General features: G+C 33.7%; 15 protein-coding genes. 2 read left to right on the top strand and 13 right to left on the bottom strand.

What is annotated here, in order from left to right; genetic code table 11:
- Positions 1–9: 9 nt before the first annotated feature.
- The 4 genes from H0I23_RS13870 to H0I23_RS13885 form a co-directional block, all read right to left on the bottom strand.
- Positions 10–3,540 carry a nitrate reductase gene (locus H0I23_RS13870; protein WP_216783891.1) on the bottom strand — a complete coding sequence of 1,177 codons (3,531 nt, stop codon included), beginning with the start codon at positions 3,538–3,540 and terminating at the stop codon, positions 10–12.
- 168 nt (positions 3,541–3,708) lie between these two features.
- On the bottom strand, positions 3,709–4,584 hold the full coding sequence (locus H0I23_RS13875) for an AraC family transcriptional regulator (protein ID WP_216783892.1): 876 nt from the start codon (positions 4,582–4,584) through the stop codon (positions 3,709–3,711).
- The gene (locus H0I23_RS13880) at positions 4,581–5,627 is read right to left on the bottom strand and encodes an FAD-dependent oxidoreductase (protein WP_216783893.1); all 1,047 of its coding nucleotides are present in this window, start codon (positions 5,625–5,627) and stop codon (positions 4,581–4,583) included. The genes H0I23_RS13875 and H0I23_RS13880 overlap by 4 nt, the downstream gene beginning before the upstream one ends.
- 83 nt (positions 5,628–5,710) lie before the next feature.
- Positions 5,711–6,460, bottom strand: a complete 750-nt coding sequence (locus H0I23_RS13885) for an SDR family NAD(P)-dependent oxidoreductase (RefSeq protein ID WP_216783894.1) — start codon at positions 6,458–6,460, stop codon at positions 5,711–5,713.
- A 113-nt stretch (positions 6,461–6,573) separates the two neighbouring features.
- Between H0I23_RS13885 and H0I23_RS13890 the strand changes: the two genes are divergently transcribed.
- Positions 6,574–7,329 carry a DUF5995 family protein gene (locus tag H0I23_RS13890; protein ID WP_216783895.1) on the top strand — a complete coding sequence of 252 codons (756 nt, stop codon included), beginning with the start codon at positions 6,574–6,576 and terminating at the stop codon, positions 7,327–7,329.
- Positions 7,330–7,334: 5 nt separating this feature from the next.
- On the opposite strand, the gene H0I23_RS13895 is transcribed toward H0I23_RS13890, so the two are convergent.
- From H0I23_RS13895 to cobA, 9 genes are all read right to left on the bottom strand, one after another.
- On the bottom strand, positions 7,335–8,003 hold the full coding sequence (locus H0I23_RS13895) for a response regulator transcription factor (RefSeq protein ID WP_216783896.1): 669 nt from the start codon (positions 8,001–8,003) through the stop codon (positions 7,335–7,337).
- 148 nt (positions 8,004–8,151) lie between these two features.
- Entirely contained in the window at positions 8,152–9,438 is a 1,287-nt protein-coding gene (locus H0I23_RS13900) for an alginate export family protein (protein ID WP_216783897.1), read from the bottom strand.
- A gap of 43 nt (positions 9,439–9,481) precedes the next feature.
- Positions 9,482–10,309, bottom strand: coding sequence for an ABC transporter ATP-binding protein (locus H0I23_RS13905; RefSeq protein ID WP_216783898.1), 828 nt, complete (start codon positions 10,307–10,309; stop codon positions 9,482–9,484).
- A gap of 10 nt (positions 10,310–10,319) precedes the next feature.
- Positions 10,320–11,165: an ABC transporter ATP-binding protein gene (locus tag H0I23_RS13910; protein ID WP_216783899.1), complete on the bottom strand. Its 846-nt coding sequence runs from the start codon at positions 11,163–11,165 to the stop codon at positions 10,320–10,322.
- Between the two features lie 18 nt (positions 11,166–11,183).
- Entirely contained in the window at positions 11,184–12,284 is a 1,101-nt protein-coding gene (locus H0I23_RS13915; protein WP_216783900.1) for an ABC transporter permease, read from the bottom strand.
- Positions 12,285–12,315: 31 nt separating this feature from the next.
- Positions 12,316–13,689, bottom strand: coding sequence for a CmpA/NrtA family ABC transporter substrate-binding protein (locus H0I23_RS13920; protein WP_216783901.1), 1,374 nt, complete (start codon positions 13,687–13,689; stop codon positions 12,316–12,318).
- A gap of 261 nt (positions 13,690–13,950) precedes the next feature.
- Positions 13,951–14,709, bottom strand: coding sequence for a Crp/Fnr family transcriptional regulator (locus H0I23_RS13925; RefSeq protein WP_254073610.1), 759 nt, complete (start codon positions 14,707–14,709; stop codon positions 13,951–13,953).
- Positions 14,710–14,723: 14 nt separating this feature from the next.
- Positions 14,724–16,130, bottom strand: a complete 1,407-nt coding sequence (locus tag H0I23_RS13930) for an MFS transporter (protein ID WP_216783902.1) — start codon at positions 16,128–16,130, stop codon at positions 14,724–14,726.
- A gap of 320 nt (positions 16,131–16,450) precedes the next feature.
- Entirely contained in the window at positions 16,451–17,224 is a 774-nt protein-coding gene (cobA, locus tag H0I23_RS13935) for a uroporphyrinogen-III C-methyltransferase (protein ID WP_371736638.1), read from the bottom strand.
- 127 nt (positions 17,225–17,351) lie between these two features.
- Here cobA and nirB point away from each other — a divergent pair, with 127 nt between their 5' ends.
- Positions 17,352–19,865: a nitrite reductase large subunit NirB gene (gene nirB / locus H0I23_RS13940; protein ID WP_216783903.1), complete on the top strand. Its 2,514-nt coding sequence runs from the start codon at positions 17,352–17,354 to the stop codon at positions 19,863–19,865.
- Positions 19,866–19,892 lie beyond the last annotated feature (27 nt).

Raw genomic sequence — 19,892 nt, forward strand, 5'->3', positions numbered from 1 at the left:
ATACTGCTATTAATTCGTTAGCTGAAGTTGATTTTTTAATATCTCTTTAATTTCTGGTTTACAACTACCGCAACCTAAACCAGCACCTGTTTCTGAGCAAAGTTTTATAAAATCAGAGCAGCCAGCTTTTATAGCATCTTCAATATTACTATCGCCTACTTGACTGCAAGAACAAACTAGTTTACCCTTTAGAGGCACTGCACTAGATGCTCCACGAAGCAATTCGTTTCTTTTCTCAGAAAGCTCTATCTCTTCTTCTATTAATCGTTTAAATTCTGCAAATTCGTTTTTATCTCCCATTAAGATAGCACCTTTTAAAGTGTCATCTTTTACGATACATTTTTTATAAAAACGCTTACTAACATCCATTAAAATAATCTCTTCATAGCTACTATCACCAGCAGGTGAGTTTACCATACCGATACTACAAAGATCTAAGTTTTCGAACTTTAAAATATTCATTAATACCGATCCGCTATAAATACTACTAAAATCTCCTAAAATATAGTTTGCGGCAATATCAGCTTGTTGCTCTGCCGCTGAAGTAATACCGAAAAGAGCATTATTAAATTCTGCTATTTCACCCAAAGCAAAAATAGATGGGTTGCTCGTTTGTAAATATGAATTTACAACCACACCACGCCTTGTTTTTAATTTAGTTTGCTTTGCTAATTCTATATTTGGCCTTGTACCAATAGCATAAACTATAGCATTACATTTTATTGTTTTACCAGTTTTAAGGTTTACCAATATAGTATGGTTGCTTGTTTTTTCTTCAAAAACAGTACTTACTTCATTATCAAAATATAAGTTGATTCCTCGTTCTAAAACATCTTGTGCTAATAACTTACTTGCCACATTATCTAACTGCCGTTCCATTAAACGAGGTGCTCGTTGAATAATGCTAATATTTACATTTATCTTTTTTAAAGCTGCTGCTAATTCTAAACCTAGAAGACCACCACCAACAATTACCACATGTTGCTCGTCATTTTTTAAACCAGTTTCTCCTAAATACTTTTTTAACCTATCCGCATCACCACGCTCACGCATTGTGAAACGACCTGGCAATTTTATTTGCACATCACTAGGTACAAAAGCCCGACTACCTGTTGCCATAACCAACAAATCAAAAGAATGTTCAACCCCATTAGAATCAATTACTTTTTTAGTATCATCTTCTATATTAGAAATTCCTATTCCTGGATGTAGAGTTACATCTAACTTTTCTAACTCTCCTTTTTTAAGCTTCTCAAGTGCTTCCCATGATAGTTCATCACTAACATATTCCGGCAACAAAACTCTGTTATAAAAAGGGTCTTTTTCTTTAGAAAAAACATGTAATTCATCTGTATCATTCTTCTCTCTATACGATTGTATGAAACGATAGGCTGCTGCACCTGCACCAATAACAACTACCTTTTGCTTTGGCTTTACATACTTTTTTACTTGTACCGCGCAGTATTTAAAATCAGGCTCTTTAGAAACGGGGTCTACAATATCATTCGTTAAATTATTAGCGCGTCCAAAATCGTTATTCAAAACTTTACCCCAATGCATAGGCAAGAAAACAACTTGCTCTCTAATATCGTAATTGATAGTTACTTTAACCTGAACTTCACCACGCCTACTTTGTATAACGGCAATATCGCCTTCTTTCAATTTTCTCAAATAAGCATCAACCTTATTCATTTCTAAATAAGGATCAGGAATATGCGTTAATAAGCGTTTTACTTTACCTGTTTTTGTACGTGTATGCCATTGATCGCGAACCCTACCTGTATTTAAAATTAAAGGGTAGTCAATATTTGTTTCTTCTGATTTATTATACAATTCAGTTGGCGCATTAAAATGTGCTTTTGTATCTGGAGTATCAAAAACTAAATCGTTAAACAACCGTGGTGTACCTAAATGTGTGTTATGCGGAACTGGCCATTGAAAACTACCTTCATTTTTTAGCCTATCATAAGATAAACCTGAAATATCAATTTTAGTACCTTTTGTTAGCAAGCAATGTTCATCATAAACTTCGCTAGCATTTTTATAATCAAAACCATTAAAGCCCATTGTTTGGGCAAAACGCCATAATATTTCTGCATCAGGTAATGCTTCACCCGGCGCATCTATAACCTTTGGTAGGTAACTAATTCTACGTTCAGAATTTGTCATTGTACCTTCTTTTTCTAACCAACCTGCGGCAGGAAGCAAAAGATCAGCAAATTTTGAAGTTTCTGATTTATGCGATATCTCTTGCACAACAACAAAACTAGCTTTCTTCAAAGCTCTTTCTACCTTGTTTGCATTTGGCATACTCACAACTGGGTTTGTACAAATCACCCAAATTGCTTTTAGCTTACCTTCATCAAGAGCATCAAACATTTCAGTTGCTGTGTAGCCTGGCTTTTCTTGAATAGGTTTTCCTCCCCAAAAATCAGAAACTTCTTTTCTATGTACTGGGTTGTTTAAATCTTTATGAGCTGCCAATAAATTTGCCATTCCACCAACTTCTCTACCACCCATTGCATTTGGTTGCCCTGTTAAAGAAAAAGGGCCAGAGCCTGGCTTACCTATCTGTCCTGTTAATAATGATAAATTAAGTAATGAAACATTTTTAGAAACCCCAATGACACTTTGGTTAAGTCCCATCGTCCACATACTAATAAAACCTTTTGCATTACCTATATACTGGGCTGCTTTTTTAATCTCATCAGCAGGAATACCACATTTTTCGGCCGCTTGGCGTATAGTTAATTGAAAAGCACTCTCTTTACATTCTTCAAAATTTACAGTATGCTTTTTAATGAAATTTTTATCAATTTTTTTCTTCTCAATCAATAAACGGGCAATTGCATTAAAAAGAATAACATCGGTACCTGGTAAAATTTGCAAATGCAAATCTGCAGAAGCACAAGTCTGTGTTTTTCGAGGATCTACAACGATAATTTTTACATTCGGATTTTCTTCTTTATGCTTTTCTAATCGTCTAAATAATATAGGGTGGCACCATGCTGGATTTGCACCTGCAATTAAAAAACAATCAGCTAATTCTATATCAGCATACGCTATCGGAACTGAATCTTCTCCTACTGTTTTTTTATAACCAACAACGGCAGAACTCATACATAAACGTGAGTTGGTATCTATATTATTACTCCCTATAAAACCTTTTATAATTTTATTCGCTAAATAATACTCTTCGGTTAAACATTGACCAGACACATAAAAACCTACACTATCTGGGCCATGTTTATCTATTATACTTTTAAAAACGGCTGCTGCCCTTTCAAAAGCAGTATCCCAACTAACACGTTGCATCGGATGGTTTCTACTCCATCTCATTTCTGGATATAAAATACGATTAGTAGTATCTTGAGCTACGTAGTTTAAATTTTTACCTTTAGAACATAACATTCCTGTATTTACAGGGTAATTTTCATCACCTTCTACACTCAATACACCTTTAGCATCTTTTTCTACTATTATCCCACAGCCTACGCCGCAATAGGAACAAATAGTTTTATGTGTTGTGTTTTTTTGCATGATTTTAAATCTAGATGCAAATGCACCATAATTATTCATCGAAAGGTACAAAAAATACGTATAAATACGTAGTGTTGATTTGACAATAATACAGCAAAGGTTTTAGCGTATTAATAATTAACCAATCTAAAAATAGCTATATCAATGCCATATAAAGCAGATATAATTTCATGAAATAGTATTCCTATACTTCCGTGGAGACATTCCCATATTACGTTTAAAATACTTTACAAAGTAAGAATCATCTTCAAAACCCAACCGAAACGCAACTTCATTTATGTGAAGGCTCGTGAATTTCAATAATCGCTTAGCTTCTAGCATTACTCGCTCTTTAATAAGTTCTGAAGGAACTTTGCTTACTAATTGCTTTGTTATAGCTGTTAGTGTTTTAGAAGACGTATTTAATAATTTTGCATAATCGTTTACAGACAACCCATTTGTGAAATTCACCTCAATAAGATCTTTAAAACTAAATAGTTGTCTTGTATAATCATTGTTAATTTCTAATTTTCTACTCGTATCAGAATAATGTGTTCGTTCTATATTTATTAAAAGAGATTTCAATAAAAAGCGAATCATATCTTCATGCCCAAAACTGAACCTATTAGGTAACTCATTTTTTATTAATTTAATATGGTCCTCTACTGTTTTAACTGTAGTAGCATCTATCACATAGCAAGGGTTGTCTTCTATATTAAATATGCTGTATTTTAAAAAAATATCAACATCATAATGCATAAAAAAACTTTCATTGAAATGAATTAAATAGCCCTCCACTTCTAGGTTTTCATCAAAAGAATGAACTTGGTCTTTATTAATAAAGAGTATTAAGTTTTTTTCAATAGTATACGAGTTGAAATCTACTGTATGGTTACCTCCTTTATTAAAAAACCATATTATTTGATAATAACTATGCGAGTGTGCAATAGCTGCTTTATTTGGATTCTTTATTCGATATGCTTTTAAATCATATACCTGAAACTGCAATTTATCAGGGTGTGATTTGTGTAGGTGATATTGTTCTATTTTTTGAGAATCTTTCAAATGCTCTTTAGTTTTTTGGCTGCTAATTTTCCACTATAAATTGCCCCATCCATATAACCTCCATGAACAGGAGAAGTTTCGGCACCTGAAAATAAGACTTTACCATTTAGGTAATAGTCGCTAAACATAGGATTTCCATACGACGGACTCATATATATTGACTTTATATTATCAGATGAAGTATTTTTATCTTGCGACCAATCTTTTTCGTCATAAGAGGTGTACTCCATAATTTCTTCTCCTAAATACTTAGTCAAGTATTCAAGAATTTTCGTTTTTCTATCTTCACTACTCAAATCACGCAATGCTTCATTTACAAAGCCCATTAAACCAAACTCGCTGTTTTTGATATTAGAATGATCATACAACTCCGTCACAGCACCTACTTGCCCTATAATAGTGCCTGATAAATTTTTATCTTTCCAAAATGGATTTCTAAATTTTAAACCCACTTTAATTGCATTACTCATCCACGTATGCGTATTTTTCATTATCTCCGTTAAATTATTAGGTAATTCTGGAGTAAAATTTATAAGTGTTGCTATACGCGGTGGTATAGTTATAATTACTTTGTCTGCTTTATAAATACCATTACTAGTTGTTATTTTCACACCATCATTAATATCTTCAATGGCTAACACAGTAGTATTAGTTTTAATTTGATTATTAAAAGGAGCAGCTAGTTCATTAATTAAAGTAACAGAACCGCCTGCAACCCTATAGGCTGAAGGAGCATTAGGGTCATTTTGAAAATAATGCTCAGGAGCCATTGTGCTATATACTAAAACACTACGACCTTTAGAATATTGAGGGAATTTTTCAACCTTTAACTCCCTCAACATTGCAGCCACATTTGTGTGATGATTTTGAAACCATGTAGCTCCAAAATCTATCTGATTATTTGTTAAAATTCTACCTCCAATTTTAGCTCTAGCATCTAAAACCATAAAATCTCTTTCTCCTGATTTATTCAATTGAAAAGCAGTTGTAAGACCTGATAGACCTGCGCCTATAATAATATATTTAGTAGTTAAAGAGATCATTTATTGTTTATTTAATTTTTAAAGCTACGTAATTGAAACGTATTTGAAAAGGTATAATTATTCAAAAAACAGACTTGTCTGTTTTAATTCCTACCAGACATTACACCACCATCTGTATCCCAAATTGCACCTGTTACCCATGATGCATTATCAGATAATAAAAAATGAATTGTTTCGGCGATATCCTCAGGCTGGCCTATTCTTCCTATAGGATGAAAAGCATTAAATCCTTTCAATCCTTCTTTTGCCTTTTCATTATCACCAAAGACAGCATCATAAACTGGCGTTTCTACCACTGCAGGAGAAACGGCATTTACTCTAATTTTATGATCAGCCAATTCCATCGCCAAATTCTGTGTTAGAGAATGCAAACCCGCCTTTTGCATAGAATATACTGAAGATGGTGTTGCTTTGATTGCTTGCTTTGCCCACATAGAGCCCACATTTACTATTGAACCACCACCTGTAGCTCCCATTTTTTTTGCAACAGTTTGCGTTATAAAAAAGAAACCTCGGTTTAAATCTTGATAAGAATCATAATCTTCAACTGTGTGATCTAAAAAAGGTTTCGGACCAAAAATCCCTGATGCATTGACTAGGTAATCTAAATTGTCCCAACTATCAATTTCAGTATTTAATTTTTGCACCTCTTCTGTATTTGTAATATCAATTTTATGACAATACAAATTTTCAGAAACCTCATTTTTAAATGCATTAAGCTTGTTTTGGTTTGTACCTACAATATGCACCTCAGCACCTTCACTCAAAAGTTTTTTTGCTGTCGCTTTTCCAATACCACTACTACCACCTATAATTAATGCTTTCTTCTTCATCTTTTTAATTTTATTGTTTAATAATTTAGAAACAAAATTATACATCACTTACAACCTTATATGGTAGGTAATAGAGATAAAATGGTACTTTTAGGAAGTAAAACTTTTTTTAAATGGATAAACCAACAACTATTAAAGAAGTATTAGTTGAACTCGATATTATTATTGTAGAATGCATAGATAAAAATAGTAGATTGGGTCTTTTTGCTTATTTGTATAGAAGAACCACTGCCGAAATTTTAAAAGAAGTAGAACGTGGTAGTTTTGAAAATAATAAGCAATTACAAAAAATGGATGTTGCTTTTGCTAATCTTTATATTGATGCTTATAAAGACTATAAAATGGGTAAAAAAGTTAGTGAATCTTGGTTATTTTCATTCGAAAATTCAGGCACAGAGCTAACTGTTATACAACATATTATGCTAGGTGTTAATGCTCATATAAATCTAGATTTAGGAATTGCTACTGCTGCAACCATGAAAGGAAAAGAACTTACACTTATTGAGAATGATTTTAATAAAGTTAATGACATTCTTTTTAATATTACTAATGAAATGCAAGATAGGTTAAGCCGTGTTTCTCCAATGCTTTTTCTTTTAGATTTGCTAGGTGAAAATAATGATGAAAAAGTAATAGATTTTAGTATGCGTAAAGCCAGGGAACAATCTTGGAACAGTACCAACCTTTTATGGGCGTTAGACGAAAGTCAAAAACCACAAGCAATAGAAAAAATTGATTTTCTTGTTTTAGAATTGGCTAAATTTATAAAAGACCCTAAATCAAAATTTATAACTTACCTATTAAAAGGAATTAGGGCTTTTGAAGAGAAAAATGTAGCTAAAATAATTGCTAAGCTACAGGCAGATTAAATTTTTTAAACCAAGTTATATTCCTGAGCTTTTTTTGATAAATCTATTAGGTTTTTTACATCCATTTTACGCATTAAATTGAAACGATGTGTTTCAACAGTACGTTTACTATTCTCTAATTTTTCAGAAATTTGTTTATTTGTTAAACCTGACAAAATAAGCTCTAATATCTGAAGTTCTTTACTTGTTAAATCAAATGGGTTGTCATTAGATTTAGATTGTTTTGGAGCTTCTGAAACTGGCTTACTTCCATTTAATAAATTGTTTACTAATACATTTGAAATATCGCCACTAAAATATTTTCCACCTTGTTGTACCGTACGTATTGCCTTTATAAATTCTATTTTACCCGTATCTTTAAGCAAATAACCATTAGCACCTGCATTAACCGATTTCAGAATATACTCTTCAGAATCATGCATTGATAAAATAATAGTTTTTGTAGTTGTGCCTTGCTTGTTTAAGATTTCAACAGCTTCAATACCATTCATTTCTGGCATTCGAATATCAATAATTAAAAGATCTGGCTTTTTCTCATTTACAATAGCAATAGCTTCTTTTCCATTTGAAACTTCAGCAACTACTACCAGGTCCTTTTCTTCTTCTAGTAAAGCACGAATACCATCTCTAACTAGTGAGTGATCATCCGCTAAAACTATATTTATATTCTGCATCGTTCTACGTAATAAAGTGTACAAATATAACGTAAAAAATACGTAGCTAATACTTAGCTATATCAAGGTCTTTATTTTTCACATTAAAGAAACTATCACAAAAGCATAAAGCAATTGTGATAGTGTGTAGAAAAACTTCAATTAACTATTATTTTGCTGCTGTATTTAAAAATTTCGGTTTTATTGTTAACATAGCCCAAGCCCAATTTTGACCACCTGCAGCTGTATCTTCTGTAATTCCTTTCAACTCATACATACCATCACTGGCAAACATTTGAGAATATCCAATAGCGAGTCCGTAACCTTTAAATTTCTTGGCAAAAACAAGATCTATTTCTGTTCCTAATGATTTATCTCCACTAGCCAATTCTTGTTCTCCACTAAAATTTAAAGCCTTAACCATTAGACTAGATGTTTCGTTTAGCTGAAACTTAGCACTTATGTGTACGTCAAATAAGCCGACTGAATTTACATGGTTACCTACATAAAAATAATCCATAAAGCCATTAAATTTATGATTTGTTCCGTAAAGCGGAAAGAATGCTCCTGTTTCTCCAGCATCACCATCATTACCACTAATAATTTCAGCACCAAAACCTAAAGCTACTTTATCCGACGCTTTATAACTTAAATCTAAACTTGCTAAATATGCTCCTTTTACTTTTAAATCACCCTGTCTCTCTCCTGTTTGTATAAAAAAGTTACCTGCAAGACCTAAGCTACCTTTTTTATAATCTAAATGTGTACCTATAGTTTGTAAGCTATTCACTCCATCGGGAGTTAAACCATCATCTTCATAAGCTTGAAAACCATTATTTAAAACTAATAAACTACCCGAAAAAGCATCCCAACTTTGATTTAAATATAAATATTGCATCGCTTTATAAGAAAAGAAACCAGTTGTACTATACTCAGTTCCTACAGATGAAAAACCTGACAAGTCTGCTTTATCCTGATTGAAAGCCAAGCCAACATCTAATAAAAAGTTGCCTTTTTTATATTTTAAAAGAGCCGCATCATGATTACGACCTTGTTGTGCCCAATCTAAACCACCCATAATTCGCTGATCATCATAAGAGATCGATTGTCTACCTATTTTTGCTGAAAAACCTTCTCCTAAATTTATATCTGCCCATGCTTCAAACAGAGCAAATGAATTGTTTGCATCTGCTGGCAGTAATTGTCTATTTTCTCCCCAAGTTACTACATCTTGTAAACTCACATATACTTTATAAGACTCCTCTTCATATCCGAAATTTAAGCGAGCTCTTGTCGATATTCCGAAGCCAGCATCAGCACCATCAGCAATAAGATTATTGTACCCATGGCGGTATTCTGTTCTTGGTCTAAATTGCCCATCTATAGTAAATTGTGCACTTATAAATTGTGTTGCCAATAAAAAGAGTCCTAATAATATGTATTGTTCCTTTTTCATAATTTGAAATTTGATTGTGTTATTTAAAATTTTCAACTTGTTTTTAATGTTCTAAAAAATCTATTAAATGTTTTCTGTATTTGTAGTAATCTTCATGCTCTAAGACAGATTTTCTTGTTCTTGGTCTTTCAAAATCTATATTAAGCACATCGCCAATCTTAGCTTTGGGTCCACTGGTCATCATCACTACACGATCTGCAAGAAAAATTGCTTCATCTACATCATGGGTGATCATTACTGCGGTAATTTTTTCTTTATTCCATATTTCTATCAGAATATCTTGAAGCTCACCTCTTGTTAAAGAATCTAACATTCCGAAAGGCTCATCTAACAACAACACTTTGGGTTTAATAGCAAAGGCTCTTGCAATACCTACCCGCTGCTGCATTCCTTGAGATAATTCTGTTGCTTTTTTATTGAAAGCCCCATCTAATCCTACTTTGTGTAAATAATATTTAGCAATATCTGTACGTTGTTTTTTTGTGGCGTGCGGAAACACTTGATTAACTCCTAAAAGCACATTTTGTAACGCTGTCATCCAAGGCATTAAGCTTGGTGATTGAAAAATAACACCACGATCTGGACCAGGACCTTTTACAGGATTTCCTAATACAGAAATATTTCCACCAGATATAGGGTTGAGACCGGCAATCATAGAAAGCATGGTTGTTTTACCACAACCAGAGTGCCCAATAATGGTCACAAATTCCTCTTTCATGATTTGTAAATTCAAATCTTCAAGAACTACATAATCTCCCTTGGGCGTAGGATAGACCTTTTTTAGGTCTTTAAGATCTAACATTACTTTTGAAGGGTAGTAAATCCCATTTTCTAAATAAGAGTCTTTAGTATCTATAGTTGCTGAATTCATGGTTCTACTATTAAAATTGGTCTACAAAATTTTTTGGAGCTACATCTGGGAGTAGGTATTCTATTTCTGAAACCGACTTACGGTCTTCTCCTATAGCCATTAAATAGGCAATAATTTCATTTCTAGTTTTCATGAAATTAGGATTATCATTAAGCTCTGTTTTATCTCTTGGGCGGTCTATTTCTATTTTAAACTCTGGACCTAAGGTTGCCTTAGGTCCTGGCTTCAAAGGAATGATACGGTCTGCCATATAAATACCTTCATCAACATCGTTCGTGATTAAGAGTGCCGTGCGCTTATCTTGGTTCCAAATATTCAAGATTTCATCTTGTAAATTTCCTCTTGTCAAAGCATCAAGTGCCCCTAAAGGTTCGTCCATAATAATCATCTCCGGCTTCATTGCCAAAGCTCTTGCCACTGCTACCCGTTGGCGCATACCTCCAGATAACTCTTTTGGCCTTTTGTTAATAGCATGCGATAAACCAACCATTTCTACATAGTTAGTTACTCTATCTTTTATTTCTTTTTTACTTTCTTTTGGAAAAGCTTCTTTCACCGCCATGGATACATTCTGAGCTACCGTTAACCAAGGAAGTAATGAGTAATTTTGAAAAATAACACCGCGTTCATGGCTCGTATCTACAACTCGTTCTCCTTTAAATAACACTTCACCACTAGTAGGTTTTATGAGTCCGTTTATAAGATTCACCAAGGTTGTTTTTCCACTCCCAGTAAAGCCCACAATGGCTACAAATTCTCCTTCTTCAATCTTTAAGTTAATATTAGAAAGTACCTCGGTACTATCTTTCCCTTGACCATATGTTTTGCAAACATTTTTTAATTCTAAATATGCCATAAGACTCGTATTAGACAATTATATTCCTTCGTTTTTATTGAATGACACCATTTGCTGTACCATAAGCATTAGCCTATCTAAAAGGAATCCTATAATTCCGATAACAAACATGGCTACGATAATTTTAGCGTTAGAATCATTAGCGCCATTCTGAAATTCCTCCCAAACAAATAATCCTAAACCTGGACTTTGTGCTAATAATTCAATAGCAATTAAAACCATCCATGCTACAGAAAGTGTAATGCGTAATCCTGTAAAAATTAAAGGAAGAGATGATGGAAGAATTACTTTAAATACTTTTTGAAAAGTCCCTAGTTTTAACACTTTTGCTACATTGATATAATCTTTATCTACTGAGGAAACTCCCATTGCTGTATTCACCAATGTAGCCCACATAGAACACAAACCAACACTAATAAACGAGATAACAAAGGCATTATCGGAGTTTGCACCGATGTACAAGGTTTTTACAATCATAAAAACAAGTAAGTACCATACTACTGGTGATACTGGCTTAAATATTTGTATAAACCAATTAAATGCGCTTCGTAACGACGGACTCAAACCAATCACAACCCCAATAGGTACTGCAATGATTAGTGCTAATAAAAATCCTGCGAAAACAGTTCTAATACTTGTTAAAACAGTATCTACAAAGGATGCACGCCCCGTGTAAATGATAGCATCTTTACCTTGTGCTACCAATTTTTCATTGGTAGCTGCCATTTTAGTAGCAAAAGCTTCTTTTTTCGCTTTTATAAGTTGATGGTCTGCTATTAAAGATTGAAAAGAAGCCCATACTTGTGTTGGAGAAGGCAAGGTATTAGGCTGGCAACTACTATCGCCAGATGCTATACACGCCTTTTCTGCATCTGCTGCTTCCTGACCTTGTTCTGATAAAGCTTTTTCAATTTTATAGGTAGCTTCCTTGTTGTATAATGCCTTTGATCCAAGGTGCCATAAGCCCAAAAACAAAAGAATAGATACCAGTGTAATTCCTGTTTTTTTCAAAGACTTTAATACAGCATCTTTTTCAAATTTCGCTTTGAACAGTGAAGCTATTGGCTTTAAAAATGTAATGCCTTGGCTTTCTTTTTCCAGTGTGATTTCTTGTTTCATCTTTTGTTCTTTTCCTTGGTTATTGTACTACTTAATCTTTGTTACCGATTGCAAAACTGTTGATGTATCCTATAGGATCTTTTGCATCATAGGTAGTCCCATCAATAAAATCTGCAGTTGCCGGTTTATACCCATCTGTTGTAGGTACATCTGTTGCTGGAATTTTACCTTCAGCTACTAATAAGTCAGCCGCTTTTTTCCATACATCTGGTCGGTATATATCTTTAATGGTTTCTTCATACCAAGCTGCTGGTTTTGCATCAGGAATTTGCCCCCATCTGCGCATTTGAGTTAAAAACCAAATTCCGTCAGAATAAAAAGGATACGTTGCGTTGTACTTATAAAACACATTAAAGTCTGGCATAGAACGCTTATCTCCTTTTTCAAACTCAAAAGTACCTGTCATAGAATTTGCTAAGACTTCTTCTGGCGCACCTACGTATTGTGACATAGATAATATTTTTACAGCTTCTGGTCTATTTGAAGGATCATCCAACCATTTTCCTGCTCTAATAAGTGCTTTTGTAACGGCTACTGCTGTGTTTGGGTTATCCTCAATAAACTTTTCTGTCATTACGAACACCTTTTCTGGATTGTTTTTCCAGATGTCATAATTGGTTACCACTGGCACTCCAATTCCTTTGAAAACGGCTTGCTGGTTCCATGGTTCTCCCACACAGTACCCATAAATAGTACCAGATTCTAATGTTGCTGGCATTTGTGGCGGAGGCGTAACAGAAAGTAAAACTTCGGCATCTATTTGTCCTTGTACATTTTCTGCGGTATACATTCCCGGGTGAATACCCGCTGCTGCTAACCAATAGCGTATTTCATAATTATGTGTAGATACAGGAAAAACCATTCCCATTTTAAAAGGTTTACCGCTGTTTTTGTATTCCGTAACTACTGGTTTTAATGCATCGGCTTTTATTGGATGCATAGGATTTCCGTCTTCACCAACAGGTACATTTGGTTTCATTTTAGACCAAACATCATTTGAAACGGTAATTGCATTTCCATTTAAATCCATAGAAAAAGCGGTGACCAATTTTGCTTGCCTACCAAAACCAGCTCCTGCAGCTATAGGTTGCCCTGCGAGCATATGTGAGCCATCTAATTGTCCGTCAATAACACGGTCTAAAACATTTTTCCAGTTAGATTGTGCTTCTACAGAAACATAAAGTCCTTCTTCTTCAAAAAACCCTTTCTCTTTAGCAATTGCTAAAGGTGCCATATCTGTTAATTTGATAAAGCCAAAGGTTAGTTGGGGTTTTTCTATTTCTAAAGAATTCGCTTTTACTTCTTCTGAAGACTTTTCTTTTGCTTTCTTTTCTTTTCCTCCGCAAGCCGAAAGAAGTATAGCTGCCATAAAAGAAAAAGCCACTTTTTTGATTACATGTTTCATAGTTGATTATTTATAGTTTTCTACGTACTAATACTTAATAATGACAAATATATAAGTACTTAAATTCAAATTTTATGAAATATCGCAGCACCAAACCTCTTTTTATCCCATAACAAAACCTGCGATAATACATGTTTTCATTGTAACAGACTAGCATATAAGGTATTAAAGCAAAACACCAATTACGTAGCTGTACGTAATTGGTGTTTTGCGCCCTTACCACTATGAACTGATTAAAAATAAATCAGAAAGAATTTTCGATTATAAATCCAGATAAAAGTTATGCTCCGAGATTTCTTTTTTAAGTAGGTCTAAATTCGTAATACCTACTTTTTTACCTTTTGTAAGTATGAGATTTTCTTTTTTTAAACTTGAAAATATCCGAATGACTTGTTCTTCTGTTGTGCCTGCATAATCTGCATACTCTCTTCTACTTAAGGCGAGGTTTAAAAATCCGTTATGATCTTTAAATTTTCTGTGGATATATAATAAGGTATCTACCACGCGTTCTCTAACCGTCATTTGCGATATAGATTTGACTTTTGCTTCACTTCTATTTAATTCATCAGCATAAAAAAGCATTAAATCATAAGAAAAACTAGCATTACTCTTTAGAGCTTTTTGCAATATTTCTTTAGAGAAATAGCAAAATTCAGTATGTTCTAATGCTATCGCTCCTATGGAATAATATTCTTCTGTACCAAAACCGCGATGCCCAATAATCTCTCCTTCTTTAGCAAAACGAACAATTTGTTCTTTACCATGTATTCCTGTTCTATATACCTTAACCTTCCCTTTTAATATAAAGAAGAGACCATTAACGGGTGCTCCTTCAATAATGAACTGCTGCCCTTTTTTACAAGTGATCTCTATTTTTTCGTTAGAAAATAGCGCAACTTGCTGTGAAAAAGTATTTCTATTAATTAGACAATTAGAGTTCAAACAACTTTCGCAAGCGGTATTTAAAGCGTTGTATCTTTTTGAATTTGTATTCCGCGTATGTGCTATTATAGTATTCAATATTTTTTATCCTATTATTTATCTGCTAATTGAACATTTAATTTTTCTGAAGGAATAGCCTCTTCTGAAGTAGCAAATTTTATCGCTAATGATAATAATGAAGCAATTAAAATACAGCCTCCTATAACAAAATATCCTGAAGAGACGGCTGATGCAGACGCTACAGTTTGAGCTGCTTTAATTGTCTTTTCACCCAAACCTGCATTAGAAGCAATAGCAACACTTTCTGCACTTGCAGATTTAGATTTTAATAGAATTGCAGCCAAAAAAGCACCAACATTACCACCCGCACCTACGATACCTGAAATAGAGCCTATTGCTTTTTTATTAATAAATGGTACTACTGAGAATGTAGCGCCTTCCGCCATCTGAACAGTTAAACTAAAGGCTATTAAAAATATCATACCTACGACTAAACTTGTCGACATTGAGAAAAACGATAGCATGAATCCTTCTGCTGCTAATATAACTGCTAAGAAAATTACACGACCACGCAAGCCTTTACTGTTCCCAAATTTATCACCAAAATAACCACCCAAAGTACGGGCAAAAATATTCATCAAAGCAAACGATAATACTAGGTTACCCGCAAATGTTCTATCTAAACCAAATCTATTTTGCAGATAATCATCCATAGTACCATACACCGTTAGCTCAATTCCGAAACAAGCTGCATAAACAAAAAACAAAATCCAAACTCTATAATCTTTTAATGCACTTGAAAAAGAAGCCTCATCCTTTTTAAAAACAGGCATCTCTCCTTTTTCTTTTAATTCTGCAAAATTTCCTTCTGGCGTATCTTTCGTGAAAAAATAATATACCAAGCCCATTGATAAACACAATACACCTGCAATAACCATAGAGTAACGCCAAGCAATTTCATCAGCAATACCAAAACTTACTACCGCAGCAGCAATTAATGGCATACCTAAACGGTTAGCACCACCACCTAGGTTACCCCAACCTGCAGAAGTTGCATTTGCCGTACCTACTATATTAGGAGCAAACATAATAGAAGTATGAAATTGAGTAATTACAAATGATGCACCAATAAAACCTATAAATAACCTACATATTAAAAATTGTAATGGTGTTTGCACAAAACCTAAAAGTATTACTGGAATTGCACCAAAGACTAACAAATAAGTATAACATAATCGAGGTCCGTATTTATCGCATAGTTTACCTATTATCAATCGCGCAAATACAGTACCCGACACTGCAAGAATAATTGAATTCCATTTTTGAGAAGGTGTTAAACCAAGATCTTTAACCACATCAGGCATAAAAGGAACAATACCAAACCATGCAAAAAAGCACAAGAAGAATGCTAATGATGTTATCCAAAATGTTCGCATTGGAACACTTTTAAAATCTCTGAGGTTTAATTTAGTTGCTTTACTTGAAGTTAAATTTTTCATAGTTATTGATTTAAAAAAGATTACTTTACTTACTTTGATAAATCAAAATTACGTATAAATACGTATTTATACTTATTTTAATGTTTGAAAAATTTAAAAAGATACGTATTTTTATATATTTGACATATATATCAATTACATTCTATCAATATCTAAAAAAACAGATATTAGTTTTATGTAATTCGTGATTCTAAAAGAAATTTTTGTAAAATTAAATGATTGATTATCAGTAAATCACCGATATACTGGTCAATATGTGGATCAAGGCAGAACCAGAATATTGACCATATCGGCTTTAATAAAGTAAAGTTTATTTATACTTAAAGGTTGGAATTTAAAACACGTTGCAGCTCTTCTTCAAAAAAAGAAGGATGCTCTGCGACTACGTCACCAATAACAATAATACCTGGTAATGAAGTGTTTATTAAATGTAACTTCTTTGTAGTATTACTTAAAACTCCTGTTATACAGGTTTCCTTTTCTAAGGTTCCGTTTTGAATTATTGCAAACGGAGTAGTTGTTTTTCTATACTTAGATACTTCTGCTGCTATATCATTAAATTTACGTACACCCATTAATATAACAAGTGTTGCTGAAGATTGAGCAGCCAATTTAAGATCTTGCGAAAACGATCCGTCTTTTTTAGTTGCAGTCATAACCCAAAAGCTACTGCTAATACCTCTTCGAGTTACAGGAATTCCTTGACTTGCTGGCACAGCTATAGCACTACTAATACCTGGAACAACAGTTACTGGTATCCCAAAAGACTCTACATACTCAATCTCCTCGCTCGCTCTGCCAAATACAAAAGGGTCTCCCCCTTTTAAACGTACCACGTGCCCATATAAATAAGCATTTTCTACAATTAATTTATTGATATCATCTTGCGTAAAAGAATGTTCTCCACAACGTTTACCTACGTATATTTTTGGAATGCTTTTATCTATTTCATTTAATAATTCTTCACTAATTAAAGCATCATACAAAATTACAGATGCCTCTTGCATTACCTTAAAACCTCTTCGTGTTATTAAGTCACTACTACCAGGGCCTGCACCTACTAAACTAACTTTTGGTTTTTTGCTTGACATCATAATTTCTAATTATTAGGGTTTAGAATTATTAATATGACAACAAAACTACGTATTTATTTTTATAAAAACATATAAAATATACGTAATAATACGTATTTTTGCTATGTAACATCATAAAGACGTACGTATGAAAACCGTGATCGTAGTAGGAAATGGAATGGTAGGATATAAATTTTGTGAAAAATTTATAGCTAAAGAAACAAGTAAAGACTATAAACTTATTGTTTTTGGTGATGAGCCAAGACCTGCCTATGACCGTGTTCATTTAAGTGAGTTTTTTGAAAACCAAGATGCAAAGGCTTTAGAAATGGCTCCCGCAGAGTGGTATGCAGAGAATGGTATAGAGCTTATGGTTAACGAACGCGTCTCAGACATTAACCGTGAAGAGAAAACAATTACTACAGCAAAAAATCGTGATTTTTCTTATGATTACCTTGTTTTAGCAACGGGTTCATCTGCTTTTGTACCACCTATTAAAGGAGTGGAGAAAAAGGGTGTGTTTGTATACCGTACAATTGAAGATTTAGAAGGCATGCTGTCTTATGCTGCTGAGATAAAAGCAAAAAACCCTAATGCTAAAGCCGCTGTATTAGGAGGAGGCCTTTTAGGGTTAGAGGCAGGAAAAGCGGTAATGGATATGGGCTTAGAACCTCATATTGTAGAATTTGCTCCTAAATTAATGCCAAGACAATTGGATTCTAGAAGTAGTCAAGTGTTACAATTAAAATTAGAATCTATTGGGTTACACATTCATTTAAGCAAAGCAACCAACCAAATTTTAGGTGACGATACTATTACTGGTATGGAATTTGGCGAAGATGATGTTTTAGATGTAGAAATGCTTGTGATATCAGCAGGTATTCGTCCAAGAGATGAACTAGGAAAATCTAGTGGTTTAAAAATGGGTGTACGTGGTGGTATAACTGTAGATAATAAAATGCAAACCTCTGATGAGAATATATATGCCATTGGAGAAATAGCCTTATACAATCAAATGATTTATGGATTAGTAGCTCCTGGTTATGAAATGGCCACAGTAGCTGTTGATCAAATCACAGGAAATACAGAAAATGTAATGGCTGCTGAGATTGATATGTCTACCAAACTTAAATTAATAGGGGTTGATGTTGCAAGCTTTGGAGAGCCATTCATGCCTGCAGCTAAAGGGCATTCTGTGATTTTTGAAAATAAAACACAACACTTATATAAAAGGATAAATGTAAGCCTTGATGGTAAAAAACTATTAGGTGGTATTTTAGTTGGTGACGCTTCTGACTATAGCATGTTACATCAAATTTATTTGAATAGCATGCCTATACCTTCAGATCCTTCACAATTAATACTTCCTGCTGGTGATGGTGGTGCATCTTTTGGTAGCGCTATGGATTTACCTGATACTGCTGTTGTTTGTTCTTGTGAAGCTGTTACTAAAGGGCAAGTTTGTTGTTCTGTAAAAGATGATGGCAATGAAACCGTTAAAGATGTTGCTAAAGCTACCAAAGCAACTACTGGTTGTGGCGGTTGTAAACCTATGGTTACAGATTTAGTCAATGAAACATTAAAATCTTTAGGTAAGGTTGTAAAAGAACGAATTTGCGAACATTTTGATTATTCTCGTCAAGAATTGTATGACATCGTAAAAATGAAAAGCATTCAAGACTATGATGAATTATTAGATACGCATGGAAAAGGAAACGGTTGCGAAACCTGTAAACCTTTAGCAGCTTCATTATTCGCTAGTATTTTTAACGAGACAGCAAATAAACAAGATACCATACAAGATACCAACGATAGGTATTTAGCAAACATTCAACGAAATGGTACGTACTCTGTAGTACCACGTGTTGCTGGTGGTGAAATTTCACCGAAGCAAATGATTGCAATGGGTAGAATTGCCCAAAAATATGACTTGTATACCAAAATTACGGGTGGTCAAAGAATAGATATGTTCGGTGCCAAACTGCATGAATTACCATTGATTTGGGAAGAGTTAATTGCAGAAGGTTTTGAAACTGGACAAGCCTATGGAAAATCATTACGTACCGTAAAAAGCTGTGTAGGTTCTACATGGTGTAGATATGGTATGGACGAAAGTGTGAGTTTCGCCATTGAAATAGAAAATAGATATAAAGGTATTCGTTCTCCTCACAAATTTAAAGGTGGTGTTTCTGGTTGTATCCGTGAATGTGCTGAAGCCCGTGGTAAAGATTTTGGTTTTATAGCTGTAGAAGGTGGCTGGAATATATACATCGGCGGAAACGGAGGTGCAACTCCCAAACATGCATTACTATTAGCTGAAAAAGTAGATAAAGAAACTGCTATAAAATATGTTGATCGTTTTTTAATGTACTATATACAAACTGCACAACCTTTAATGCGTACTGCTGCTTGGTTAGATAAATTAGAAGGTGGTATTGATTATGTAAAAGATGTTGTGATTAATGATTGTTTGGGTATTGTCGATCAATTAGATAAAGAAATGCAACATTTAGTAGATACTTATAAATGCGAATGGAAAGAAGCAATTGAAAATCCTGAAATAAGAGCTAAATATACACACTTTGTAAACTCAACTGAAGAAGATGAGAACATTGAGTTTGTTTCTTTAAGAGAACAAAAAATGCCTACTCCTTGGGTTTAGTAATATCAATGTTGAATTAAAAAGATA

This window comes from Cellulophaga sp. HaHaR_3_176, from assembly GCF_019021925.1.
In the GTDB taxonomy this organism is placed as follows: Bacteria; Bacteroidota; Bacteroidia; order Flavobacteriales; family Flavobacteriaceae; genus Cellulophaga.

Coding starts and splice junctions, on each gene's coding strand:
- H0I23_RS13870 (WP_216783891.1), bottom strand. CDS start 3,540: ATGCAAAAAAACACAACACATAAAACTATTTGTTCCTATTGCGGCGTA.
- H0I23_RS13880 (WP_216783893.1), bottom strand. CDS start 5,627: ATGATCTCTTTAACTACTAAATATATTATTATAGGCGCAGGTCTATCA.
- H0I23_RS13885 (WP_216783894.1), bottom strand. CDS start 6,460: ATGAAGAAGAAAGCATTAATTATAGGTGGTAGTAGTGGTATTGGAAAA.
- H0I23_RS13890 (WP_216783895.1), top strand. CDS start 6,574: ATGGATAAACCAACAACTATTAAAGAAGTATTAGTTGAACTCGATATT.
- H0I23_RS13895 (WP_216783896.1), bottom strand. CDS start 8,003: ATGCAGAATATAAATATAGTTTTAGCGGATGATCACTCACTAGTTAGA.
- H0I23_RS13900 (WP_216783897.1), bottom strand. CDS start 9,438: ATGAAAAAGGAACAATACATATTATTAGGACTCTTTTTATTGGCAACA.
- H0I23_RS13905 (WP_216783898.1), bottom strand. CDS start 10,309: ATGAATTCAGCAACTATAGATACTAAAGACTCTTATTTAGAAAATGGG.
- H0I23_RS13910 (WP_216783899.1), bottom strand. CDS start 11,165: ATGGCATATTTAGAATTAAAAAATGTTTGCAAAACATATGGTCAAGGG.
- H0I23_RS13915 (WP_216783900.1), bottom strand. CDS start 12,284: ATGAAACAAGAAATCACACTGGAAAAAGAAAGCCAAGGCATTACATTT.
- H0I23_RS13920 (WP_216783901.1), bottom strand. CDS start 13,689: ATGAAACATGTAATCAAAAAAGTGGCTTTTTCTTTTATGGCAGCTATA.
- H0I23_RS13930 (WP_216783902.1), bottom strand. CDS start 16,130: ATGAAAAATTTAACTTCAAGTAAAGCAACTAAATTAAACCTCAGAGAT.
- cobA (WP_371736638.1), bottom strand. CDS start 17,224: ATGATGTCAAGCAAAAAACCAAAAGTTAGTTTAGTAGGTGCAGGCCCT.
- nirB (WP_216783903.1), top strand. CDS start 17,352: ATGAAAACCGTGATCGTAGTAGGAAATGGAATGGTAGGATATAAATTT.